General features: G+C 74.4%; 15 protein-coding genes and 1 pseudogene. 6 read left to right on the top strand and 10 right to left on the bottom strand.

Annotated features, from left to right (window positions below; genetic code table 11):
• The first annotated feature begins 32 nt into the window (after positions 1-32).
• From WBK31_RS16135 to WBK31_RS16125, 3 genes are read left to right on the top strand one after another with little or no spacing between them, the layout of a single operon-like run.
• Positions 33-2,780, top strand: a complete 2,748-nt coding sequence (locus WBK31_RS16135) for an ATP-binding protein (RefSeq protein ID WP_406675132.1) — start codon at positions 33-35, stop codon at positions 2,778-2,780.
• 37 nt (positions 2,781-2,817) lie between these two features.
• The gene (locus WBK31_RS16130; protein ID WP_406675131.1) at positions 2,818-3,333 is read left to right on the top strand and encodes a PadR family transcriptional regulator; all 516 of its coding nucleotides are present in this window, start codon (positions 2,818-2,820) and stop codon (positions 3,331-3,333) included.
• Positions 3,330-3,923, top strand: a complete 594-nt coding sequence (locus WBK31_RS16125; protein WP_364051563.1) for an isoprenylcysteine carboxylmethyltransferase family protein — start codon at positions 3,330-3,332, stop codon at positions 3,921-3,923. The genes WBK31_RS16130 and WBK31_RS16125 overlap by 4 nt, the downstream gene beginning before the upstream one ends.
• Before the next feature lie 23 nt (positions 3,924-3,946).
• Here WBK31_RS16125 and WBK31_RS16120 read toward each other — a convergent pair whose 3' ends face one another.
• The 6 genes from WBK31_RS16120 to WBK31_RS16095 all read right to left on the bottom strand — a co-directional run bounded on the left by WBK31_RS16120 (position 3,947) and on the right by WBK31_RS16095 (position 11,647).
• Positions 3,947-5,773, bottom strand: a complete 1,827-nt coding sequence (locus WBK31_RS16120) for an ABC transporter ATP-binding protein (RefSeq protein ID WP_364051560.1) — start codon at positions 5,771-5,773, stop codon at positions 3,947-3,949.
• On the bottom strand, positions 5,770-7,443 hold the full coding sequence (locus WBK31_RS16115; RefSeq protein ID WP_406675130.1) for an ATP-binding cassette domain-containing protein: 1,674 nt from the start codon (positions 7,441-7,443) through the stop codon (positions 5,770-5,772). Before WBK31_RS16115 ends, WBK31_RS16120 begins: the two co-directional genes overlap by 4 nt.
• Positions 7,440-8,423, bottom strand: coding sequence for an ABC transporter substrate-binding protein (locus WBK31_RS16110; protein WP_364051554.1), 984 nt, complete (start codon positions 8,421-8,423; stop codon positions 7,440-7,442). Before WBK31_RS16110 ends, WBK31_RS16115 begins: the two co-directional genes overlap by 4 nt.
• Positions 8,420-9,193, bottom strand: coding sequence for an ABC transporter ATP-binding protein (locus WBK31_RS16105; protein WP_378788829.1), 774 nt, complete (start codon positions 9,191-9,193; stop codon positions 8,420-8,422). Before WBK31_RS16105 ends, WBK31_RS16110 begins: the two co-directional genes overlap by 4 nt.
• Complete coding sequence (locus WBK31_RS16100) at positions 9,190-10,242, bottom strand: iron ABC transporter permease (protein ID WP_364051548.1); 1,053 nt, start codon at positions 10,240-10,242, stop codon at positions 9,190-9,192. The genes WBK31_RS16105 and WBK31_RS16100 overlap by 4 nt, the downstream gene beginning before the upstream one ends.
• A 235-nt stretch (positions 10,243-10,477) precedes the next feature.
• Entirely contained in the window at positions 10,478-11,647 is a 1,170-nt protein-coding gene (locus WBK31_RS16095; RefSeq protein WP_364051545.1) for an MFS transporter, read from the bottom strand.
• 172 nt (positions 11,648-11,819) lie between these two features.
• Between WBK31_RS16095 and WBK31_RS16090 the strand changes: the two genes are divergently transcribed.
• Complete coding sequence (locus WBK31_RS16090; RefSeq protein WP_364051542.1) at positions 11,820-12,419, top strand: class I SAM-dependent methyltransferase; 600 nt, start codon at positions 11,820-11,822, stop codon at positions 12,417-12,419.
• A gap of 16 nt (positions 12,420-12,435) precedes the next feature.
• Here WBK31_RS16090 and WBK31_RS16085 read toward each other — a convergent pair whose 3' ends face one another.
• The 4 genes from WBK31_RS16085 to WBK31_RS16070 all read right to left on the bottom strand — a co-directional run bounded on the left by WBK31_RS16085 (position 12,436) and on the right by WBK31_RS16070 (position 16,488).
• Positions 12,436-13,452, bottom strand: a complete 1,017-nt coding sequence (locus tag WBK31_RS16085; protein WP_378788832.1) for an LLM class flavin-dependent oxidoreductase — start codon at positions 13,450-13,452, stop codon at positions 12,436-12,438.
• 69 nt (positions 13,453-13,521) lie between these two features.
• A complete protein-coding gene (locus WBK31_RS16080) occupies positions 13,522-15,087 on the bottom strand; it encodes a rhodanese-like domain-containing protein (RefSeq protein WP_364051536.1) in 1,566 nt (521 codons plus the stop codon).
• Between the two features lie 10 nt (positions 15,088-15,097).
• On the bottom strand, positions 15,098-15,589 hold the full coding sequence (locus WBK31_RS16075; protein WP_364051533.1) for a cupin domain-containing protein: 492 nt from the start codon (positions 15,587-15,589) through the stop codon (positions 15,098-15,100).
• Positions 15,589-16,488: a LysR family transcriptional regulator gene (locus WBK31_RS16070; protein ID WP_364051530.1), complete on the bottom strand. Its 900-nt coding sequence runs from the start codon at positions 16,486-16,488 to the stop codon at positions 15,589-15,591. Before WBK31_RS16070 ends, WBK31_RS16075 begins: the two co-directional genes overlap by 1 nt.
• Before the next feature lie 286 nt (positions 16,489-16,774).
• On the opposite strand from WBK31_RS16070, the pseudogene WBK31_RS16065 reads away from it, so the two are divergent.
• Together WBK31_RS16065 and WBK31_RS16060 are read left to right on the top strand one after the other, a co-directional pair.
• A pseudogene (locus WBK31_RS16065) lies at positions 16,775-16,987 on the top strand (LLM class flavin-dependent oxidoreductase); the annotation flags it as partial.
• 73 nt (positions 16,988-17,060) lie between these two features.
• On the top strand, positions 17,061-17,861 hold the full coding sequence (locus tag WBK31_RS16060; protein ID WP_406675500.1) for an LLM class flavin-dependent oxidoreductase: 801 nt from the start codon (positions 17,061-17,063) through the stop codon (positions 17,859-17,861).
• The last annotated feature ends 3 nt before the right edge of the window (positions 17,862-17,864 follow it).

Genomic DNA, 17,864 nt, shown 5'->3' with positions numbered 1-17,864 from the left:
TCAGGTTTTTTCGGTATTTATATGCTGGCGCGATGATGGCGGAGCGCGTGGTCAGTCCGGTGTTCGTCGGCCGGACGGAAGAGCTGTCCGAGCTGGCCGCGGCCCTCGGCACGGCCATCGAGCAGGGGCCGGCGGTGGCGCTGGTGGCCGGCGAGGCCGGCATCGGCAAGTCGCGGCTGCTCGCCGAGTTCGCCGGATCCCTGGGCGATCGGGCGATGGTGGTCGAGGGCGCGTGCACGGAGCTGGGCAGCGACAGCCTGCCGTACGCGCCGTTCGTCACCGTGCTGCGCAGGCTGATCCGCGTCGAGGGCGCGCTGCCCGGCCCCTACCGCCAGCTCGCCCGCTGGTTCCCCGAGCTGGGCGACGCGGGCGACGCCGAGGGTGGCAAGCACCGGCTCTTCGAGGAGGCGCTGACGCTGATCGAACGGGTCGCCGCGCACCGCCCGCTGGTCATCGCCGTCGAGGACCTGCACTGGGCGGATGCCGCCACCCGCGAACTCCTCGGCTTCCTCGCCAGGAACCTCGCCCAGCCCGGCGTGCTGCTCACGATCACCTACCGGCCCCCCGAGACCGGCGACGGGCGGCTCGGGCCGCTGCTGTCGGAGCTGTCCCGCCGCCCGCGCACCACCCTGCTCCGCCTGCACCGCCTCGACCGGCAGGGCGTGGCCCGCCAGCTCGCCGCGATCCTCGGCACCGAGCCGGACGCCGCCGCCGTACGCCGGGTCCACGAGCGCAGCGACGGCAACCCGCTGTTCGTCGAGGCCCTGGCCCGCGCCGGCGAACGCACCCCCGACAGCCTGCGCAGCCTGCTGCTGTCCGGCCCGCGCGCGCTGCCGGGACCGGCTCGCGAGCTGCTGCGCATCGCCTCCGTGGCGGGTGGCAGGGTCGGGCACCGGCTGCTCGCGCAGGTGGCCGGGCAGGACGGCGCCGAGCTGGACGCGCTGCTGCGCGAGCTGATCGACGCCAGCCTGCTCGTCACATCGGGCGACGGCTACGACTTCCGCCACGCGCTGATCCGGCACGTGGTGTACGAGGACCTGCTGCCGGGCGAGCGGGCCCGCCTGCACGCCCGCTACGCCGAGGCCCTGCGCGGCTCCGGCGCCTATGCCGAGCTGGCCGCCCACGCCAGTGCCGCCGGGGACCGCAGGCTGGCGCTGACCGCGGCGTACCGGGCGGCGGGGCAGGCGCGCCGCACGTACGCGTACGAGGAGCAGGCCCGCCTCCTCGGCCAGGTGCTCGACTTGTGGGACCCGGACGTGGACCTCGGCGTGGACAGGATCGGCGTGCTGACCGAGGCCGCCGAGGCGTGCATGCTCAGCGGCGACTACGCACGGGGCGTGGACCTCGCCGCCGAGGGGCTGGCCGAGGTGGACGAGCGGCGCGAGCCGGAGCGCGCCGCCCTGCTGCTGGAGCACCGGGGCAGGCTACGGCACCGGCTGAGCATGACCGGCGTCACCGACTGGGAGCACGCCCTGGAGCTGCTGCCCGCCGGAGACGGCCTGCAGCGGGGCCGGCTGCTCGGCGTGCTGGCCATGGGGCTGCTGCCGGAGGTGGACAGGGCGCGCGAGCCGTTCGAGGAGGCGCTGCGGATCGGCCGCCTCACCGGCGACCCCTTGGTCACGGTGCGGGGCCTGCTCGGCGTGGGCCTGATGCGGCGCGACCTCGGCATGCTGGAGGAGGCGCGTACGCTGGCCGCCCGGCTCGACGGCCACGACCTGCTCATGACGGTCCCGATGTACGAGGCGCTGCTGCACACCAGGGCCGGCGACCACCGGCGCGCCATCGCCGCCGCCCGCGAGGGCATGCGCCACGCCCGCCGCTACGGCCTCGGCCGCAGCCGGGGCGCGGAGCTCGCCCGCTACGCAGGGCGCGGCCTGATCCTGGCGGGACAGTGGGATGAGGCGGCCGAGCTGCTGCGCGACGGCCTCCAGGAGGATCCGCCGCCGCTGTCGCGGCAGGCCCTGCTCATCCTCTCCGGACGGCTGGCGCTGCTGCGCGGCGACCTCGCCGCGGCGGCCGAAGCCGCGTCCGCCGTCGAGCACGCGGGCCCCGGCAGCCCGTACGGCCGCCATCAGCTCCTCTGCCTGCTCGCCGCCGCCCAGGGCGCGTTCGAGCGCGCCGACCTGCTGCTGGAACGGGCCCTCGCCGACCCCGACCTCACCCGCGTCTACAGCAGCGACGCCCGCCCGGTGCTGGTGGCGGGGGCGCTGGTGCAGCGGGCCAGGCTCGCTCACGGCACGGGGGAGGCGCTGCGGCGGCGGGTCGCCGAACGCCAGGCCGAGCTCGCCGCCGCCGACGCCCGGCTCGGCGTGGACGGGCGGCTCGACCGGGCCTGGCAGGTCACGCTCCACGCGCTGCTTGATGACGACGGCTATGACCGGGCGGCCGAGGCATGGCGGGAGCTGCGCCAGCCGTACGAGCTGGCGCTGTGCCTGTACCACGGCGCCCGCGTCGCGCTGGCGGCGGGCGACCGCGAGGGCGCGACGGCCCGGCTGCGGGAGGCGGCGCGGCTGGCCGACGACCTGGGCGCGGCGCCGCTGGCCAGGGAGATCGCCCTGCTCGGGCGGCCCCGGCCGGCGCAGGAGGGGCTGACCGAGCGCGAGCGCGACGTGCTCAGGCTGATCGCCGAGGGCCTGTCCAACCGGCAGATCGCCGCCCGCCTGCACATCTCGCCGAGCACGGCGGGCGTGCACGTCTCCCACATCCTGACGAAGCTCGGCGCGGCGACGCGTACGGAGGCGACCGCCATCGCCTTCCGCGAGGGGCTGACCGGCCCTTGACCTGTTCGTCCAGCTTTACCTATGTCACACTGGACGAGTGTCGTACATCGACGTGTTGATCCTGCGGCAGCTCGCCCAAGGACCGGCCCACGGCTACGAGCTGCGCAAGCAGGTGGAGGCCGGCACCGGTTACGTGCTGCACAACAACTCCCTGTATCCGGCGCTGCGCCGCATGGAGGAGGCCGGCGCGGTGGTCAAGACCGCGCAGGCCCAGGAGAAGCGCCCGCCGCGCCACGTGTACGAGATCACCGAGGCAGGACGCGAGCTGCTGCACGACCTGCTGGCCGAGCTGCCGCCCGAGAGCGCAGGGGACGAGGCGGAGTTCCTGTGTCGCGTAGCCCACTTCGACCTGCTGGCGCCTGGGGAGCGGCTGGCCGTGCTCGACGCCAGGGAGAAGGCCGTCGAGGCCAGGATGGCGCACCTGCGCTCCCTGGACGAGGGGGCGCGCGACGACCGGTGGGGGTCGCTGGTCACCCGCGAGATGATCCGCCGCGGTGAGTCGGAACGGGGGTGGCTGCGCGAGCTGCGCGCGCGAGCCGGGGAGGGCGCATGAGCACGGGGACGTGGTGGTTCCTGGCCGGGTACGCGGGCCTTGCCGGGCTCTTCCTGCTGGAGGCGCTGGCCCGCCACGACGGGCCTGCCGTGAGCATGGACGCCTCGCCCGACGACCGCGGCACCTCCCTCATGATCGGCCTGGCCTTCGCCGTCGCCGCTTGCCTGCCGCCGCTGCTCCGCCTCCTGCCGGCCGGATCGCTGCCCCTGGCCGTGGCCCCCGCCGGCCTGGTGATCGAAGGGGCGGGTCTGGCGCTGCGCGGATGGTCGATGCGGACGCTGGGCCGCTTCTACTCCCGAACCCTCCGCATCGAGGGCGACGGGCACCGGCTCGTGCGGACGGGGCCGTACCGGCTGGTGCGGCATCCCGGCTACGCGGGCTCGCTGCTCATCTGGGCGGGGTTCGCGCTCACCTCGGGCAGCGCCGTCGCTCTCGTGGCCGTGGCCGCCCTTCTGGGCTGGACGTACGGGCGGCGTATCGCCGCCGAGGAGCGGATGCTGGAGCGGCGGCTCCCCGAGTACGCGGACTACCGGGCCGTCACGGGCGCGCTGATCCCGTTCATCAGGAGGGCGGGCGGCCCGCGCGGCTGAAATTCATCGCGTATCTCTGAGCCTCACTCAGGCAGGTCCTCCGTACGGACCCGGCCCCCGTCGAGCACGACGACCCGGTCCACGAGGTCCAGCGTCGCCCGCCGGTGCGTGATCCACACGGTGGTGCAGCCGGCCAGCTCGCTGCGCAGCCGCCGGAGCAGCCGGGCCTCGGTGCCGGCGTCGAGCTGGCTGGTGACCTCGTCGCAGATCAGCAGGGCGGGGCGGCGCAGCAGCGCCTGAGCGAGGGACAGGCGCTGCAGCTCCCCGCCCGACAGGTTCCGGCCGCGCTCGCTGAGCGGCGTGCCGAGCTGCTCGGGCAGGCCGCGTACGGTGTCGGCCAACGCCACGACCTCCAGCGCGTGCCACAGGTCCGCCTCGCTCGCGTCCGGACGGGCGAGGCGGAGGTTGTCGGCCACGGTGCCGGAGAAGACGAACGGCCGCTGGTCGGCCAGCGCCACCCGGCGGCGCAGCTCGTCGTCGGGGATGTCGCGCAGGTCGGTGCCGTCGAGCGTGATCGTGCCCTCCGTGGGCGTGAGCGCGGCGGCCAGCAGGTAGCCGAGCGACGACTTGCCGCTGCCGGTCGGACCGAGCACGGCCGTGGCCGACCCTGGCGGCAGGTCGAGGTCGATGCCGTCCAGCACCGGCGGCACGCCAGCGGGCGCGCCGGGGTAGGCGAAGCGGACGCCGCGCATGGACACGGCGACGCCCGTACGGGGCCGCGTACTCGTTCCGGCGGCCGGCCTCGCACCCGGGACCGCGCCCGGCCCGGCGCCCGGCCCGGCGGCCGGCCTCGCGCCGGGCACCGCATTGAGCCCGGCCGCCGCCTCTGCTCCGCCCGGCCTGGCACCGGGAACGGCCGCGGCACCGGCGCCCGCTCCCGCACCCGGCGCGGACTCGTCCTGGCCGGACCCGGCGGGCGCGTCGATGATGGCGAACAGCCTCCTGGCGGCGGCCAGCGTGGTGCCGAACTCCGAGGCGAACGCCTCGACCGCCGTCAGCGCGGGCCCCAGCGCGAGGGCCACGGCGACCGACACCCACCACGCGAGCATGGTGATCCTGCCGTCCTGCCACAGGTACGCGCCGGCCAGCGCGATCGCGCACACGGTCGCCGCCAGCACGGCGGTGTTCGCGGCGCTCCGTGAGGCGGTGCGGACGGCCAGCGTCCGGGTGCCGGCGGTGGCGCGGGCGTCGAGCGCGTCGAGCCGGTCCTGCCACTGGCCGAGCGCCCGCAGCAGCGTCAGCTCGCGCAACCCGCCGATGCTGTCGGTGACGTGCGCGGCGATCTGCCCCCGGGTGTGCTGCCGCCGCCGGGCCGCACGTTCGGACGCGCGACGGCCGAGCAGCGGCACCACCAGGCCGGAGACCGCCGCACCGGCCAGCAGGATCACCCCGAGCGCCGGGTCGGCGGCCACGGCCAGGCAGGCGGCCGAGCCGATGGAGACGACGGCGGCGGCGATCGCGGGCGCGATCGTGTGGGCGTAGAAGACCTCGACGCTGTTGACGTCGGCGGTGGCGCGCGCGGTGAGGTCGCCGGAGCGGTGCTGGTGCAGCACGCCGCGCGACAGCCGGGTCAGCGCGTCGAAGAACGTGACGCGCAGCCTGGCCAGCACGGTGAACGCCACCCAGTGCCCGAGGTACTGCTCGCCGTAGTGCGCGGCGCCCTTGGCGAGGGCGAGCACCGCGATCAGCACGGCCGTCCCCGCGATGCTGATCTCGTCGATCCTGACGACCGCGCCCACGGCGACCGCGAGGATCGCGATGCCGCAGGCCAGTTGCACCACGCGCAGCGCCGTGGAGAGCGCCAGCGGGATCGCGAACGGCCGGGCGAACGCGGCCAGCCGGGCGATCATCGTGCCACCGCCTTCTCGGCCTGGACCTCGATGACCCGGTCGGCGACTCCGCTGAGCGCGGGTGAGTGGGTGGCGACGATGATCGTACGGGTGCCGCGCAGGCGGCGCAGCGAGTCGATGATGAGCTGCTCGGAACGCGCGTCCACGTGGCTCGTCGGCTCGTCGAGCAGCAGCACGGCGGCGTCGATGAGCAGCGCGCGGGCCAGCGCCAGCCGCTGCGCCTGCCCGCCCGACAGCGTGAGGCCCTCCTCGCCGACGCGCGCCTCCAGGCCGCCCGGCATCGCCTCCACCTCGGCGGCCAGCCGCGCATCCCGCAGGGCCTGCCACATGCGTTCCTCGCTCGCGGTGGGGTCGGCGAGCCGCAGGTTGCTCGCGATGGTGCCGCTGAACAACCAGCTGTGCTGGGGAACCAGCGCCAGGCCCGGCGCGCCGCCCCCGGCCGCGGGGAGGCGTACGGTGCCGCTGCGCGGCGCCAGCTCTCCGGCGATCACCGACAGCAGCGTGGACTTGCCCGCGCCCGACGGGCCCACGAGCGCCACCATCTCGCCCCGGCGCACGCTGAACGTCACGTCCGTCACGACGTCCGGCCCGTCGCCGTGGCCCGCGGTGACCGCGACCAGCTCTACCGCATCCCGTTCGTCACCGTCATCGGGATGGGCTGCGGGCGCGGCCGTGTCACCGTGGTCCGGGGCCGCAGGGCGTTCACCGGCCAGGGCGGCGAGGATCTGACGTCCCGCGGCCCGGCCCGTCATGGCGATGTAGAAGAACTGGCCGACGACGCTGATCGGCTCGGTCAGCAGCAACGAGATCAGCACCAGCGCCACGGCCGTGCCCGCGGAGATCGCGCCCGACGCGTACCGCGACAAGGCGAGCGCGGTGCCGGTGCCGATCAGCCCGCCGTAGAACACCACGTCCGTGATGAGCAGCACGAGCTGGTTGCCCGCCAGCAGCCGCATGGTGGCGCGGCGCTGCCGCTCGCTCTCCTCGGCCAGCAGTTCGGATCGGCGCTGCGCCGCGCCCAGCAGGGTGAGCAGCCGCAGCCCCTGAATGGACTCCAGGAACTGCGCGGCGAGGCGCCTCGACTGCGTCTGGTACGCGGCGGAGGACGCGCGGAACAACCGCTGGAACCCGCCGACCACCGGCGGCACCGCCACCACGACCGCCAGCAGCACCAGCGCCGAGGTCACGTCGATGACGAGCGCGACGACCACCACGACGACCAGGGGAGTGGTGACCGACGCGACCAGCGGGCCGAGGAAGCCGCCGCGCCAGGCGGCGAGCTTGGCGGCGCTCTCGGTGGCCAGCGAGGCGAGCGAGCCCGTCACCGGGCCGCCGCCCGCGCGGGCCTCCCGCCGCGTCCCGCCGGACAGGACGAACCGGTGGATCCTCGCCCGTACGCTGACCTCCGCCACACCTTCGCCACGGCCGCGCGCGACGCCCTGGCCGACGGCACCGGCGGCGGCGAGCACGATGCCGCCCGCCATCGTCGCGAGCGCAGCCCACAGCCGGTCGCCGCCGGCCATGACGTCGTCGATGAGCCGGCCGATGCCCAGGTAGCACGTGCACAGGCCGACCGCGACCAGCCAGCCGCAGGCAAGGGCCGCCAGGACGTGGGGTCGTACCGGCAGATCGAGCCGGGATGGTGACAGGTCGGGGCTGGCGGGGCTCATCGCATCTCCTCGGGGTGCAGCCAGCGGGCGATCTCCTCCAGCCCGTCGGCGACGCGCACGCCGCCCGTGCCGTACGAGATCCGCGCCGGCAGGAGCTTGACGCGGCCGTCGCGCACGGCGGGCAGCTCCGCCACGGCCGGGTTGTCCAGGACGCCGGCGAACGACTCCCGGCCCTTGCCGGTGACGTCGATCAGCAGGATGGCGTCGGGGGCGGCGGCGATGAGCTGCTCGGCGGTGACCGGCGCGGTGGCGCGCAAACCGATCTTATCGGCCACCAGGTCCCCTCCGGCGCGCTTCACGAGATCGGAGGCGAGCACATCGGCGGCGTTGATGAACGGCCTGCCCGCCTGGTTGGACAGGATCGCCACGCCGGGCCGCCGCGCGGGCTCACCGAGCCGCGCGGCCACGTCGCGGGCGCGCCGGTCGAGCTCGGCGTTCAGCTCGGCGGCCGTGGACTCGGCGCCGAGCGCGGTGCCGAGCAGCGTCAGGTTCTGCTTGACCTCCTCCAGGGTGCTCCAGCCGTTGCCGATGGCGATCATCGGGATGCCGGCCTTGGCGAGCGCGGCCCGGGCGTCACGCTCGCCGCCGTGCCTGGTGGTGACGAGGATGAGGTCGGGGGCGAGAGAGATGATCTGTTCGGGGTCGGGATCGTTGCCCGGCGGCAGCTTGGTGGGGACCTTCGCCATCTGCTCGGCGTGGCTGGACAGCGACGCGCCGGCGCTGGACGCGGGGACGGCGATGAGCCGGTCGGGGCCGGCCAGCTCCATGGCGGCTTCGGCGGTGTCCGGAGAGAGTGCGGCGATGCGCTGCGGCCGGGCGGGGATCGTGATCTGCCGTACGGGGTCGCCGGGCACCTGGACGGTGCGCGGGAAGGCGGCGTCCGAGGGGTGGTTCGCGGGTGCGGCGGGCGCCGGGGCGCACGCGGTGAGCAGGCCGAGGCCGAGCACGGCGGCGGCGAGGCGGATCAGGGTGGGGTTCACGGGTTCTCCAAGGCGGTGACGGTGAGTGAGCCGGTGACGTCGTCGGGGCGGACCACGGCGCCGACGCCGTACGCGGTGGCCAGGTGATCGGGGGTGAGCACGGTCGCGGGCGGGCCGCAGGCGATCACCCGGCCGCCGGACAGCAGGGCCAGCTCGGTGCAGTAGCGGGCGGCGAGGTTGAGGTCGTGCAGCACGACCAGCACCGTGCGCCCGGCGCCGGCGCAGCCGCGCAGCAGCCGCAGGACGTCGAGCTGGTGGCGCAGGTCGAGGGCGGAGACCGGCTCGTCGGCCAGCAGCACGGGGGCGTCCTGGGCGAGCGCCTTGGCCAGGAGCACGAGCTGGCGCTCGCCGCCCGAGAGCGTGGCCACGCTCCGCCCGGCCAGGTGCGCGGTGCCGGTGGCGGCCATGGCGCGCTGTGCGGTCCGGTGGTCGGCGGCGCTTTCGCGGGCGAAGCGGCCGAGGTGCGGGTGCCGTCCCATGAGCGTCACCTGGTAGGCGGTGAACGGGAACGGCAGCGCGATGTCCTGGGGCAGGTAGGCCACGTCGCGGGCCAGCTCTTGGGGTTTCCTGGCGTGCACCGGGCGGCCCGCGAGCAGCACGCGTCCTCGGCTGGGGCGGTGCAGCCCGGCGATCGTCCGCAGCAGCGTGGACTTGCCCGCGCCGTTGGGGCCGACCAGACCCACGATCCGCCCCGGCGGCACGGCCAGCTCGACATCGTGGAGCACCGCGTTCCCGTCCAGGTCCACGTGCAGGCCGTCGACGGCGATCATCGGGCGCTCCTTGCGGACCAGAGCACCAGCAGCAGGAACACCGGCGCGCCGGCGAACGCGGTGACCACGCCGGTCTGCAGCGCCACCGGCACCGGCGACATCCGCGCCGCCGTGTCCGCCAGCACCAGGAACGCCGCCCCCAGCAGCGCGCTCGCCGGGAGCAGCAGCCGGTGGTCGGGCCCCGCGACCAGCCTGACGATGTGCGGCGCCACCAGGCCGACGAAGCCGATCACCCCGCTGACCGACACCGCCGCCCCGGCCAGCAGGGACGCCAGAATCAGCAGGAGGTGCCGGGTGCGGGTCACGTCCACGCCGCCGGTGCGCGCCGCGTCGTCGCCGAGCAGCATCACGTTGAGGTCGCGGGCGAACGCCGGCGTCACTGCCACACCGGCGAGCACCGGGCCGGCGATGAGCCGGACGTGCTCCCACGTACGGGCGTCCAGATCGCCCTGCAACCAGAAGACGACGCCGCGCAGCGACTCCTCGTCCGGCGCGTTGGCCACCAGAACGGACACGACCGCGCCGAGCAGCGCATTGAGCGCGACCCCCGCCAGCAGCACGGTGGCCATGCCCCGCTCCCGGCCGAACGCCCCGATCGCGTAGACCACGGCCACCGTGACCAGCGCCCCGGCGAACGCGGCGGCCGGGAGCACGAGGCCGCCAGCCGCGCCCGAGGTGATCGCCAGCACCGCCCCCACGGCCGCGCCCGACGACACGCCGGTCACGCCCGGCTCGGCCAGCGGGTTGCCGAACAACGCCTGCATCACCGCGCCCGCCACGCCCAGCGCCGCGCCGGCCAGCGCCGCCACCAGGACTCTCGGCAGCCGGAGCTGCTCGACCACGAGGACGTCCTGTGCCGTCACCCCGTCGCCCGGCAGCCCGAGGTGGGCGGCCAGGATCGTGGCGACGTCGCCGGGCGCGACCGGGACGGGGCCGAGCGAGACGGCCGCCATGCCCGCCGCGACGAGCAGCACGGCCAGCCCGGCGAGGGTGACGGCGGTCCTGGGGCGCGGTCTGGGGAGGGGTTCTTCGGGGGTGGGCTCGATCATGCGGCACCACATGCAAAGTCCGACATGGTCGAGAATGATAATGATTATCGTATTGAGTGGGAAATCGGGGGGTCGCGCAGCCGCCATGACGCAGCGGAGGTGGGACGGCGATCAGGGGGGACGGAGACCATGAGAGGGACCGCCAGAGACGGGAGCGCTGAGGCGATGGCGACGGAGCCAGGGAAGCCGGGGCAGGCGAGCAGGCGTCAGGGAAGCCGGGGCGGGCGAGCCGGGGTCAGGGAAGCCGGTGGCGGTGGTAGGCGAGGAGGGCGAGGGCCGCGATCCCGCAGGCGGCGGCCACCGCGCCCATGACCCATCCGTAGCCGGCCGCCTGGGCCAGAGCGACGGCGGCGAGCGGCGCGAGCGCCTTGTCGGCGACCGCGAACAGCGCGATCCGGCCGGACAGGCCGGCGTAGGCGGCGGTGCCGTACCGCTCGGCGAGCAGGTGCGGCAGCGTGATCGTGCCGACCCCGAACCCGATCCCGAACAGCAGCACGCACGCGACCGCCCCCGCCGCGTGCGCCGCCACCACGGGCAGCAGCAGCGCCCCGGCGCCCTGCACGGCGAAGACGCCCGCGGCGACCGGGGCGGCGTGCCAGCGGCGGCGCAGGCCGGTGGTGACCACGCGGCCGGTGACCGACAGCACGCCGAGCAGCCCGGCCACGGTGGAGGCGAAAACGGGGGAATGCCCGACGTGGACCAGGTAGGTGACCAGCAGCACCGCGATCGTGGCCACCGCACCGCTGTGCGCGGTGAAGGCCGTCGCCAGCAGCCAGAACGGCCGCGCCCGCACGGCCTCCCGCACCAGATCGTCCCGGGCCTTGGCGGCGGCCCTCGCGGCATGGTGCGCCGGCCTGCGCAGGACGAGGGCGTGCAGCGGGATCGCGGCCACGCCGTACCCGATGCCGAGGACGACCAGCGCCTGACGCCAGCCGTAGCGCTCGACGAGCAGACCCGACAGCGGCAGGAACACCGCCGATGCGAACCCGGCCACGATGGTCACCGCGAGCAGCGCGTTCGCCCGCCCGCGCCCGTGCGCAGGACCGTCGAACCAGGCGACGATGACGGCGAACGCCGGCTCGTACAGCACCATGGCCGAGGCCACGCCGATACCCAGGAACGCGGCGTAGAGCTGGAGCAGGTCGTGCGCCTGCGACCACCCCAGAACGGCCAGCGTGCCCAGCACAGAACCGGCCGTCATCAACCCCCGCCCGCCCCGCGCGTCCAGCCACCTCCCCGCGGCCGGGGCGCACAGGGCGGTGGTCAGCACGGCGAGCGTGAGCGCACCCGCGACCTGCGTACCGCTCGCGCGCAGGTCCCGGGCCATGGGGGCGAGGAAGACGGAGAAGGCGTAATAGAGCACCCCGTAGCCGATGGTCTGCGTGACGGCCAGCGCCGCGACCATCCGCCACCCCCGGTGAAACCGGCGCCGGCCGGTGGCGGCGCCAGGACCTCGGTCTCGGGCGAAGCGCGCGCGTCTGCGTTCGTGCATGACCTCAGCCTGCGCCCGGGCAGGGCGCGGACGTGGATCTCCGGCGGTGAGTCGTCCGGCCGGGAAGGCGGTAATGTCCCGGGCCATGGCCTTCGACCACAACGAGCATTACCACGACCTGCTCGTCAGGGAAGTCCCCGAGGGCGCGAGCAGAGCCCTCGACGTGGGGTGCGGCGCCGGCGCGTTCGCCCGCCGGCTGGCCGGGCTCGGCCTGGAGGTCGACGCGATCGACACGGTCCCCATGCTCGATGCGGCGAGGAACATGCCGGAATCGGTGCGTTTCCGGCAGCTCGACATCACCTCGGCCGACCTCCCCGAGCGGCACTACGACTTCATCTCCTGTCTGGCGAGCATCCACCACGTGCCGTTCGCCACGGTGACCCGCTTACGCCGCGCGCTCGCCCCGGGCGGGCGGCTCGTGATCCTGGGGCTGTACCGCGAGAGCACGCTGACGGACTTCCTGGTCAGCATGGCGGCGGTGCCCGCGAACGCGGTGGCCCGCCTGGTGACGGCCGGAAGACCGCGAACCGGCCGGGCCGTGATGCCGACGACCGACCCCGTCATGACGCTGCCGGAGATCAGGGCCGCCGCCGCGGACCTCCTTCCCGGCGCCACGATCCGCCGCCTCCTCTTCTGGCGCTACCTCCTCGTCTACACCGAACCCCGGGAGACGAGCGCGGGCTGAGAGCAGGACGGGCGGGTCAGGCGGGATGCCAGCCGAGTGCGGGGCCCAGTTTCGTGGCGATGTCGGTGAGGATCTGTACGTAGTCCTCGTGCTCGAAGGTGAACGGCAGCGCGAAGGCCACCTCGTCGATCTCCTGGAACGCCGCGTGCGCGTACAGCCGCTCGGCGATCTCGGCGGATTCGCCGACGAAGTCCGGAGAGAACAGCATGCGGGCGGGACCCTGCGGTGCGGCGGTGCGGGGCAGGCGCTTGGCCGCGTACTCGGCGTACTTGGCCTTCTGCTCCTGGGTGGCCGAGTCGGTGGGGATGACGACGAGGCCCTGGGAGACGCGGGCCTTGTCACCGTGCGGGTGGCGGGCGCGGAACTCCCGGATGTGGGAGAGCTGGATCTGGGCGAAGTCCTCCGACTCCTCGGCCTTGACGACGCTGCTGGTGAGGAAGTTGATGCCCTGCTCGCCGGCCCAGCGGGCCGAGCGCAGGCTGGCGCCGCCGTACCACATGCGGGAGGCGAGACCGGGCGAGTGGGGCTGTACCCGGTCGGAGAAGACCTCGAAGCCCTCGGTGCCGCTGAAGGAGGTGGCCGGTTCGCCGCGTACGAAGCTCAGCAGCAGGCGCACCCGCTCGTAGCTGAAGTCCTCCGCGTCGGCGGTGTCCGGGTAGAGGGCGTCCTTGATCTGGTCGTAGTGCATGGGCGGGCCGACGCTGACGCCGGGGTTGAGCCGGCCGCCGGACAGGATGTCCACGGTGGCGAGGTCTTCGGCCAGGCGCAGCGGGTTCTCCCAGCCGAGGGGGATGACGGCGGTGCCGAGTTCGATGCGGGTGGTGCGCTGGGTCGCGGCGGCCAGGACGGCGACGGGGGAGGAGATGCCGTACTGCAGGTGGCGGTGGCGCACCCAGGCGCTGTCGAAGCCGAGCTGCTCGCCCAGCTCGATGATGCGCAGGGTCGACTCGTGTCCGGGGCGCGGGTCGTTCCCGTCGAACAGCCCGATGGTCAGGAAACCCAGCTTGCGCAGGGGGCGCGTGGGCAGCGGCACGGCGGCTTCCTCTCTCCCGCGATATTGCCTATCCAAAAGGTAGGTTATATCGGGACAAGGAGGAACTTGTCAGGGGATGGCGCGCAACACCCGGAAATTGTGGGTTGCGTCGCGTTCGAGCTGCTTCACCAGGCCGTACTCCCACTCCAGGTACGCCTCCATGGCCTCCCGGGGATTGTCCGTGCCCTCGTACGGCCGCCGGTACCGGTCGTTCGGGGCGACCGCGTATCGCACGGAATCCGTCTCCAAGCCCTCCCACGCCCCGGTGCCGCCGTCCAGCGCGAACACCGGGACGGAGGTGAGGCGGCGCAGGTCGGCCGCGGCGAAGCGGGCCAGCACGCCGGTCGGCGAGGTGACCACGTACCGCTCGGCGTCCCCGATCGCGCCGAGCGCGGCGGGCAGCAGCGCCCTGGCGGCGTACCAGGCGCCGGGGACGTGCCCGGCGGCGTACGCACGGCTGGGCCCGACGTCGATGACCACCGCCGAGCGGCTGTCCAGCCAGGTGCGCAGGGTCGCCGCGTCCACGGTGTCCATCCGGGGCGGCTCGGGATGGAGGGGCGGCTCCTCGCCCTTCCAGACCAGGTCATCGGGCGCGGCCGGGCTGATCGCGTACGTCTCCCAGCCCATCTGGGCCAGCCACGACCCGGTCATCGCGGCGCGGACCCCGTCGTCGTCCACGACCACGATGCGCGCGCCGCGCACCGGCGCGTAGTGGTCGGTCTCCTGCACGAGCTGCCCGCCGGGCGCGTGGCGGGCCCCGTCGAGGTGCCCGGAGGCGTACTCGGCGGCGGAGCGGACGTCGAAGACGTACGTGGTGCGCCCGGGCTCGCGCAGGCCGGGCAGGTCTCGAGCGCCGATGAAGGCGACCCCGGCCCGCTCGGCGACGGCGCGGGCCCCCGCCACGGCTCGGGCGTGGTGCTCCGGCGTCACGGCGGGCGGTGCCGTCCTGGTGGCGCCGTGGTCGAGGCGCTGCCCGGCGAGCGTCCAGCCGATGGTGCCGTCGCGCAGCGCCGCGACCGGGTTGGGCAGGCCGGCGTTGATGAGGGACTGCGCGCCGATGATGCTGCGGGTGCGGCCCGCGCAGTTCACCACGATGGGGGTGGCGGGGTCGGGCGCCAGCTCGCGGACGCGCAGCACCAGCTCCGCGCCGGGCACGCTGGTGGCGGTCGGGATGCTCGTGGTGGCGTACTCGTCGAACGTGCGCGCGTCCACGATGACCGGCGGCGTGCCCGCGTCGATCAGCTCCCGCACCCGCTGCGGCGGCAGCGATGGAGTGCCGGCGACCGACTCGACCAGCTCGCCGAACGCCTTGCTCGGCACGTTCACGTCCTGGAAGATCTCACCGCCCGAGGCGATCCAGCCGTCGAGCCCGCCCTCCAGCTCGTGCACGCGGGTGTAGCCGAGCCGCCGCAGCACGCCGATCGCCCGGGAGGCGGGGGAGTCCGCGTCGCCGTAGACGACGATCGGGGTGTCGCAGCGGGGGATGCGCCGCCAGGCGTCCAGCTCTAAGCGGGAGAGCGGGAAGCTGGCCGCCCACAGCGGGTGGCCCCGCGCGTGGACGGCCTCCTCGCGTACGTCGGCGATGACGACTTCGCTGCGGCGCAGCAGCAGCGCCCGCACCTGCTCGGCGTGCATCGGAGCGGCTCTAGCGGATCTCGACTTCGGACCAGTCGAGCCCGTCGAGGTTCACCACGATCGCCTCCTGCGTCGTACGCGCGATGACCACGACGGCCTCGGTCTCCGGGTCGGGGTTCTCCTCCCGGTGCGGCACGTACGGCGGCACGAAGATGTAGTCGCCCGGATCGGTCTCGACGCGGCGCTCCACCGGCTGGTCGCCCTCCACGTCGAGGAAGACGAAGACGGGATGGCCGGAGACGACGTAGATGGCGGTCTCGGAGGCCCCGTGGTGGTGGTTGCCCGACGCCGTGGACGCGGCGACGTGCGTCTGCCCCATCCACAGGTTGGCCGAGCCGACCGTCTTGCCGCTGATCGCCTCCAGGCGGGTCATGCCAGAAGTCTGCGTGGTCTGGCCGAGCAGCCCGCTCGGGGCCACGTGGTGCAGGGTGCGGTGGAACGGGTCGATCCCGGCGGGCACGAGCACACCGCTGGGCGTACGGACGAGGTCACGGTCGGGCATCAGGCTCCTTTGGCGAGGACGAGGTCGTGCGGGGGCACCTCGGTCAGGACCGGGGTCGTCAGCAGGCGGCGCAGCGTCTGCGCGACGCGTTCGGACACGGCGGGCTTGACGCCTCTGCGCGTCCAGAGCGCCAGCGGCAGCGGCTTGGGCCGGGGGAGGTCGTCGCGGGGCACCAGGCCGTCGGGGGTCTGCCCGAGCGTCGCCAGCAGCGCCACGCCCGCGCCCGCGCTCACGGCGGCCTGCACCCCGGCGAGCTGGTTGGCCTCGGCGGCGATCGCGACGGGCACCGCGTGGTGCGCCAGCGTGGTCAGCGCGCGGTCGCGCAGCGCGCAGGGATGGTCGAACGCGACGACCGGCAGCGGCTCGCCGTGGCGGGGCGGCGTCCAGCCGGGCGCGGAGTACCAGGTCAAGGCCAGGTCGCCGACCGGGGTGGCGTGCGGGTCGTCGGCGGGGCCGATGAGCAGGGCCAGGTCGATGCGGCCTGCGGCGAAGCTCTCGCGCAGCTTGGTGCCGCGGTCGATGCGGAACTTCACGCCGTAGCGGGGCGCGGCCCCGTCGAGCGCGGTGGCCAGGTGCGGCAGGAGCTGGGCGGCGGCGTGCTCGGTCGAGCCGATGACGATCGTGCCGCGCGGCTCCTCGCCGAAGCTGCGCAGCCCCTCGTCGTGCAGCGCGAGGATGCCGCGCGCCAGATTGAGCAGCTTCTCGCCGTCGGCGGTGAACCGGGAGCCACGCCCGCGCCGCTCCACCAACGGCCGCCCGATCGCCGACTCCAGCCGGCGGACGTGCTGGCTCACCGCCCCCTGGCTCAGGTGGAGGGCGTCGGCGGCGCGCTGGAAGCCGCCGGCGTCGGCGACGGCGACGAAGCTGCGCAACGGAGCGATGTCCAGCGTACGGTTCATGAACGCCAGCATACCCATTATTCCTACCTGATGTAAGGGTAATTATCACGTGACGTGATGAACCGCGATTAGAAACCGTCGTTGGACAGCCGGGCGTGCGACACCGCAGGCTGGGACCAGACGTCGCCCGGCGGCGCCGACGACGGCGCCCCACACCCTCGGCCGCACCGTCGCGCCGCACCTCCATGCCGCTCACGCGCCGGCTCCGGCGTGCCCTCGCGCGCCCGCAGGGCGCGGCGGCACCGAAACGTCGAAAGGCAGACACTTGTCGATCCAGATCTTGGGGATGGTCTCGACCACCTACGGCTCGGAAAGCGCCGGATGGCGGGGTCCGGTCGTCGATCCCGGCTACCTCACCGACTTCGCCCGAGCCCACGAGCAGTCCGGCTTCGACCGCGTGCTCATCGCCCACAGCGCCAGCTCGCCCGAGGGCTTCGCCGCCGCCGCCCACGTGCTCTACAACACCGAACGCCTCGGCGTGCTCATCGCCCAGCGGCCCGGGTTCATCCAGCCCACGCTGACCGCGCGCAAGCTCGCCACCCTCGACAACCTCACCGGCGCGGGCCTGCGCGATCCACCACATCACCGGCGGCAGCGACACCGACCAGCGGCGCGACGGCGACTTCCACGGCAAGGAGGCCCGCTACCGCCGCACCGCCGAATTCATCGAGGTGCTGCGGCGCACGCTCACCTCCGGCGAGCCGTTCGACTACGAGGGCGAGTTCTACCGCTTCGAGGGCGCGTTCAGCTCCGTCAAACCGCACGGCGAGGTGCCGATCTTCTTCGGCGGCCAGTCCGACGACGCCATCCGCGTCGGCGGGCGCTGGGCCGACGTCTACGCCCTGTGGGGCGAGCCCCTGGCCCAGACCCGCGAGCGCATCGAGCTCATCCGCGCCGAAGCCGCCCGGCACGGCCGCGACATCGCCTTCTCCCTGTCCGTACGCCCGATCGTCGCCGACACCGAGGAGGCCGCCTGGGACAAGGCCGCCGCCATCCGCCGCGCGTTCGAAGAGAACCTCGCCGGTGGCAACGGCGGCGCCGCGGGCTGGCGCATCGGCCGCGGTGAGAACACCGCCGTCGGCGCCAAGCGGCTCAAGGACGAGGCCGACGAGAAGCTGATCCACGACGAGCGGCTCTGGTTCGGCGTCACCCAGCTCACCGACGGCGGCGGCAACTCCACCGCCCTGGTCGGCACCCCGCAGCAGGTCGCCGACGCGCTGCTGAAGTACTACGACCTCGGCATCCGCACGTTCCTCATCCGCGGCTTCGACCCGCTGCAGGACGTGCGCGACTGGGGCGAGGAGCTGGTGCCGCTGCTGCGCGCCGGGGCCGCCGCCCGCGAGCGGCGGCTCGCTCCCGCGGGGCGAGGGTGAGCT

Origin of the sequence: Nonomuraea sp. N2-4H (genome assembly GCF_045291505.1) — a bacterium.
GTDB lineage: Bacteria > Actinomycetota > Actinomycetes > Streptosporangiales > Streptosporangiaceae > Nonomuraea > Nonomuraea fastidiosa.
Note: the sequence above shows the minus strand (reverse complement) of the source record. Positions and strands in the feature narration are given on the sequence as shown.

Bases quoted from the DNA above. Each gene is read 5' to 3' on its own strand.
- WBK31_RS16105 (WP_378788829.1), bottom strand. From the start codon at position 9,193: ATGATCGCCGTCGACGGCCTGCACGTGGACCTGGACGGGAACGCGGTG.
- WBK31_RS16125 (WP_364051563.1), top strand. From the start codon at position 3,330: ATGAGCACGGGGACGTGGTGGTTCCTGGCCGGGTACGCGGGCCTTGCC.
- WBK31_RS16080 (WP_364051536.1), bottom strand. From the start codon at position 15,087: ATGCACGCCGAGCAGGTGCGGGCGCTGCTGCTGCGCCGCAGCGAAGTC.
- WBK31_RS16135 (WP_406675132.1), top strand. From the start codon at position 33: ATGATGGCGGAGCGCGTGGTCAGTCCGGTGTTCGTCGGCCGGACGGAA.
- WBK31_RS16120 (WP_364051560.1), bottom strand. From the start codon at position 5,773: ATGATCGCCCGGCTGGCCGCGTTCGCCCGGCCGTTCGCGATCCCGCTG.
- WBK31_RS16075 (WP_364051533.1), bottom strand. From the start codon at position 15,589: ATGCCCGACCGTGACCTCGTCCGTACGCCCAGCGGTGTGCTCGTGCCC.
- WBK31_RS16070 (WP_364051530.1), bottom strand. From the start codon at position 16,488: ATGAACCGTACGCTGGACATCGCTCCGTTGCGCAGCTTCGTCGCCGTC.
- WBK31_RS16115 (WP_406675130.1), bottom strand. From the start codon at position 7,443: ATGAGCCCCGCCAGCCCCGACCTGTCACCATCCCGGCTCGATCTGCCG.
- WBK31_RS16095 (WP_364051545.1), bottom strand. From the start codon at position 11,647: ATGGTCGCGGCGCTGGCCGTCACGCAGACCATCGGCTACGGGGTGCTC.
- WBK31_RS16090 (WP_364051542.1), top strand. From the start codon at position 11,820: ATGGCCTTCGACCACAACGAGCATTACCACGACCTGCTCGTCAGGGAA.
- WBK31_RS16100 (WP_364051548.1), bottom strand. From the start codon at position 10,242: ATGATCGAGCCCACCCCCGAAGAACCCCTCCCCAGACCGCGCCCCAGG.